We start from the raw sequence: 3,445 nt of genomic DNA, 5'->3' as shown, positions 1-3,445 counted from the left end.
CAAAAGTGCTATTCGTTTCTTCCTTCCTGTTTAAATATCCCTCTGCCATCCGTGCGGATTTAATCCAAATCTCGCCGACTTCCTCCGGTAAGCATTGTGTATGCCTTTCAGGATGAACAATTCGTATTTGCGTCGGATCTTCAATCTCCCCACAGCTCACTACGGACTTCGATTTATTCTTTTCATCCGTGTATTGGACTCTTCGTTGCTCCAAGCTAGGGATATCCAAGTTAAGGAATCTCATCGACTGACCTGGTTTTATACTGGCGACAGGGCACAGCTCCGATAAGCCAAGGAGGGGACAAAATATATCCTCTTGTAGCCCTAATTCCCGGAATTTATGGATGAAGTTCTCGTAAGTTTCCTTCCGGATGGGCTCACCTGCACATATAATCGCTTGGAGATGGCGAAGTGAATGTTGCTTAATTGAAGCTATGTCCAGTGTGGAGCAGCAATAATCGAACGCAAAATTTGGCGCTGCCGTATGGGTAGCCTGATACTTGTCAATCATATGAATCCAATTTTCCGGATTTTTAGCGAAGCTTTCTGGCGGGAGAATAATGCTCGACGCCCCGTTTAAAAGTGGGACTAAAATATTGTTATGCAGTCCAAAAGCATGAAATTGCGGCGTCCAGGAAACGACACGACTATTCCGGTCAATTCTCCATTGCTCGGCCTTGGCCTGATTCATCAAGCAGCTGTGACTGAGGATTACGCCTTTTGGCAAGGATGTTGAGCCCGATGTATACATCAAAAGAGCAGTATCCTGCGGCGCTGGCATTCTCATCTCTATCTCAACGTCAACGGTGTCTTCTTGAAAGATTTCATCAATATTCAGGATACGGATTGAATTAAACTCCCTCCGTGTTTGGAGAAATGCTTTCAAGTCCGTATTAGTTATGATACATACGGCTTGGGAATCCCTATAGATAGGCATCATCTTCTCAAAGATTTTTTCATCCGGCTCCGAATCTGTAATAGGTGTAGGTATGGCCACGATATTTGCATAAAAACATGCCAGCATGCTGCTGATATATTCCAGACCCTGAGGAAATACAAGAAGTGCCCGTTCCTGCTCAGCCAGTTCTTTCAATAGGATATTGCCCAAAGCCTGTATTTGATGTAGAAGCGTATTTCCGGAAAGAATTTGAGGACTCTGGCCTTCTTTCTCAAACGTAAATAACTCTTTTTCAGGAAATTTCCGGCAAGTTTCAATAAAAGAAGCGATCGGAATATCAAGGTTCCATGTTTGGTCATGTTTTCGCATCATTCTCCACCAACTCCTCAAAACACAAAGTTTATATAACATGAGCTAAAGGCTTATCACCCTGTCCATTTTGAGCTATTATTCACGTTTGAAGCATTGCCAGGAGTTGCCTGCTAAAATATATCAAAGAAAAAACGAGTGATGAGGAAGGCTATATGCCTCTTTCACACTCGTTGCTGGTTCGCATGAACAACCGCAAAGGCGTTCAACGAATCTCTATTTGGTTATTTTCCAAACAAGTTGATAATTCGTTCTTTAACCTCCGCTTGATGAAAGGTCTTCTCATGCATGATAAGCTCTTGTTCTACGATTTTGGGAAGCTGTTCCCGGAGTGGAGCAACCAAATGATCCTTTAGCGTGATTAAAGAAAATCTGGGTTTCTCGGCTAGCTGCCGGGCAAGATCCATTACATAGCCCATCACTTCTTTGCGGGGCAGGGTCGGAAATGGAACTCCCCGTTTTTCCAGTTCAACACCTCGATAATTGCCCCCATTTAACAATAACTCTTCTCCCAAGCTGAACCCTAGTTTTTTAGGAATAATATACGTGGCACCCATTCCCGGTGTGAATCCGTATCTCATAAAATTAGTCGTGTACACACTTTCCCTGCTTAGGACTACAAAGTCAGAAAATAGCCCCATTACAAAGCCTCCGCCCACCGCATGTCCCTGCATAGCAGCTATCACTGGAACTTTACAGCCCAATGCAAGTGAGTATATATTTTCATCGGTAAACTTCGAGATTCCTTCATGTAAAGCCAACAGTCCCTCTTGCGTCCCACCCGTGGCAAAGTAATTATCGTATCCTGTTAGAATTACGACTTTGCAGGTTGAATCTTCTTGGATCGTCTTGAACGCTTGTCTTAGTCCATGGGTCATTTCAAGCGTAAATGTATTTTTATGAACTCTATCTTGCATTTTCACTTGAATAATGCCTCGCTCGATTTCAAGTAATTCAACCACGGATTGTGACATTATGATCTTCTTCCCTCCTACATCCCCATCTTGTGGCGTAGACCATCAGTCCATCCACGGAAATTGCCCCGTTTCGACATATCGGAAAATGCCCTTAAGATTTTGAGCGTCTGAAAACACCTCTTGATTGGACGCCAACGCTAGTGGTTTACACTGACGCAAATCGTTGAGTTCATCCATAAAGCGCTTGTAGCGTAAAATCCCATGCTTGCTCAATCGTCTGAGGCGTAATAAATGCTTGCGTAGCACCATCTCACTCTGAGCATCGTACGCATCAACCAACCCCCATACATGGGCCTGTTGAACCGAAACGGGCTGCGTCATTAGTGTTAAATAATGCGCTTTTTGGAATCCAATCCTGCGGACTAAAAATGGTAGAACGCAAGCAGGGAAAAGTCCGAATAGCAATTCTGACAAGCTGAACTGTGCCGTCTCGTCGGCTATCACAATATCGCTGGCAGCAATAAATCCGACGCCACCAGCGTTTGCTTTTCCTCGCACATGAGAAATCGTGATATAGGGCCCAGTTGCTAATTTTAACCACAGATCATACATAGGCTCTGGACTCATTGCATGTTCTTGTCCACTTTCCACTTTTTCACGCATTCCCTCAAAATCCGCGCCAAAACAGAACACCTCCGGCAAACCTTCCAAAACTACGATCGTAACTGACTCCTCACACAGTGCAAGTACATGCAAGCACTCCTCGATGAGGGTATTATTAATCGTATTATTTGCCTCCGGTCGGTAAAAGCGAATATAACAAATCGATTCTTGAAACCGAACCTGAATCGTTTGATAACTCATGATTCCCACCTGTATTTACGGTGGAATTCATAGATTTCTTCCAAATACAACCGCTGTCTACCTTTCCCGGAAGCTATCACCCCCGGAATCAATTGAAAATCCAGCTTGGCGTTGCGGGTTCCAAACCGTACGGCGTCACTGCCTTTTAGCAGGGATTCATATTCATCCATAGTTAACTGATAGCGATCATTCAAATTACGCTCAATTTCAAAACGCCGCAGATGTTCCTGGCTTTGCGGCATAACAACCCCGCTATAAAATTCAGAGCAGCAGCCTGACCCGTAGGAAAAACAGCCGATTCGCTTTGGAGCATCGAATGTACCCTGATCAATCGTACCTGCCAAGGAGAGGTACAAAGTCGCCCCCATAATATTACCGACTCGTTGGCAATACGCCA

4 protein-coding genes are annotated in these 3,445 nt (G+C 44.4%); all 4 read right to left on the bottom strand.

Annotated features, from left to right (window positions below; translation table 11 throughout):
* A partial coding sequence (locus GRP75_RS21970) for an AMP-binding protein (RefSeq protein ID WP_160790356.1) occupies window positions 1-1,270 on the bottom strand: 1,270 nt, incomplete at its 3' end.
* 221 nt (window positions 1,271-1,491) lie between these two features.
* Window positions 1,492-2,241: a polyketide synthase gene (locus tag GRP75_RS21965; protein WP_023989389.1), complete on the bottom strand. Its 750-nt coding sequence runs from the start codon at window positions 2,239-2,241 to the stop codon at window positions 1,492-1,494.
* 45 nt (window positions 2,242-2,286) lie between these two features.
* Window positions 2,287-3,048 (bottom strand): enoyl-CoA hydratase/isomerase, encoded by a 762-nt coding sequence (locus tag GRP75_RS21960; RefSeq protein ID WP_075154436.1) that lies wholly within the window; start codon window positions 3,046-3,048, stop codon window positions 2,287-2,289.
* On the bottom strand, window positions 3,045-3,445 hold a 401-nt coding region (locus tag GRP75_RS21955; protein WP_160790355.1), incomplete at its 5' end, for a hydroxymethylglutaryl-CoA synthase family protein. The genes GRP75_RS21955 and GRP75_RS21960, both read right to left, overlap by 4 nt.

The sequence above is a fragment of the Paenibacillus sp. OT2-17 genome (assembly GCF_009827695.1).
Taxonomy (GTDB): Bacteria; Bacillota; Bacilli; order Paenibacillales; family Paenibacillaceae; genus Paenibacillus; species Paenibacillus polymyxa_B.
The sequence above is the reverse complement of the archived record's forward strand: the minus strand, read 5'-3'. Positions and strand labels throughout refer to the sequence as shown.